Origin of the sequence: Vibrio genomosp. F10 str. 9ZD137 (genome assembly GCF_049974785.1) — a bacterium.
GTDB lineage: Bacteria > Pseudomonadota > Gammaproteobacteria > Enterobacterales > Vibrionaceae > Vibrio.
This window is the reverse complement of the sequence record NZ_JBNGCJ010000961.1, coordinates 1-1,315: the sequence shown is the minus strand read 5'-3', so window position 1 is coordinate 1,315 and position 1,315 is coordinate 1. Positions and strand designations below refer to the sequence as shown.

General features: G+C 50.0%; 2 protein-coding genes. One reads left to right on the top strand and one right to left on the bottom strand.

The features are described from left to right. On the top strand, positions 1–125 hold a 125-nt coding region (locus ACP45E_RS20910), incomplete at its 5' end, for an ATP-binding protein (RefSeq protein WP_347229988.1). Between the two features lie 90 nt (positions 126–215). Here the strand turns inward: ACP45E_RS20910 and ACP45E_RS20905 are convergent. After that, positions 216–1,315: ATP-dependent DNA helicase RecG (locus ACP45E_RS20905; RefSeq protein ID WP_141707467.1), on the bottom strand; the 1,100-nt coding region annotated here is incomplete at its 5' end.

The window sequence follows — 1,315 nt, the reverse complement described above, 5'->3', positions numbered from 1 at the left end:
GTGAAGGGACGGGGCTTGGGTTGGCGATCGTGAAGCGTATCATTAGCCAGCACAACGGCACAGTGGTGGTGAATAATCGCAGTGAGGGTGGGTTAAAAGCTCAGCTAAGTTTCCCGACTAAATAATCCCCAAGTAACAAGGCTGATTAAGGGATTAAGCCGCCTTGTTCCTGCGCTATTTCTGATCACTGACTTACTGTGATTGGTATTATCACATTATGCTTTGGCGTAAATGTCTCGTTCACCCAACCAACGTTCGATGATGGCCGCTGCATTTTGTGGGTAACGGTCATGAATATGACGCGCCATGCGTTGAACCTCTGGGATTAGGCGTTGATCTCGTACTAAATCTGCAATTTTAAAATCAGCAATGCCAGTTTGCTTTGTGCCTAACAGTTCACCAGGCCCACGAATCTCTAAATCTCGCTGGGCAATGACGAATCCATCGTTACTTTCTCTAAGTACCCCTAAACGCTTTTGCGCGGTTTTCGACAGTGGAGCGTGATACAGCAGCACACAGTGGCTGGCGATTTCACCTCGACCCACTCGACCTCTAAGCTGATGCAGTTGAGCCAGCCCAAGGCGCTCTGGGTTTTCAATGATCATTAAACTCGCATTAGGGACATCAACACCCACTTCAATAACCGTGGTTGCGACCAGAAGGTGCAGTTTATTGTCTTTAAAATCCTGCATTACCGCTTGTTTTTCTGCGGGTTTCATTCGGCCATGGACGAGACCGATTTTGACGTCGGGCAGTGTGCGTTGCAGTTCTTCAGCGGTATCGGCGGCGGCTTGCGCTTCTAACACTTCGGACTCATCAATGAGTGTACACACCCAATAAGCCTGTTTGCCTTCATTGAGGCAGGCGTTTCGAACCCGCTCTACGATGTCGTCTCGTTTGGTGTCTGGGATGGCCACGGTTTGAATTGGGGTTCTGCCGGGCGGAAGCTCATCAATGATCGATGTTTCTAAATCGGCATAAGCGGTCATCGCCAGAGTTCTAGGGATAGGTGTGGCTGTCATGATCAACTGATGCGGATACGCACCTTGCTTGGCCCCTTTTTCACGAAGCTCTAAGCGCTGGTGAACCCCAAATCGGTGCTGCTCATCAATAATAACCAGAGTAAGGTTGTGAAATTCAACATGCTCTTGAAAAAGGGCGTGTGTGCCAACCACCATTTGTGCTTCACCAGAGGCAATGCGGCCTAGCTCAGTCTGTTTGGCCTTTCCGGTGAGTTTTCCTGCCAGCCACCCCACCTGAATGCCCATCTTTTCAAACCACGCGGCGAAGTTGATCAGATCGGCAGCGCGGTTCA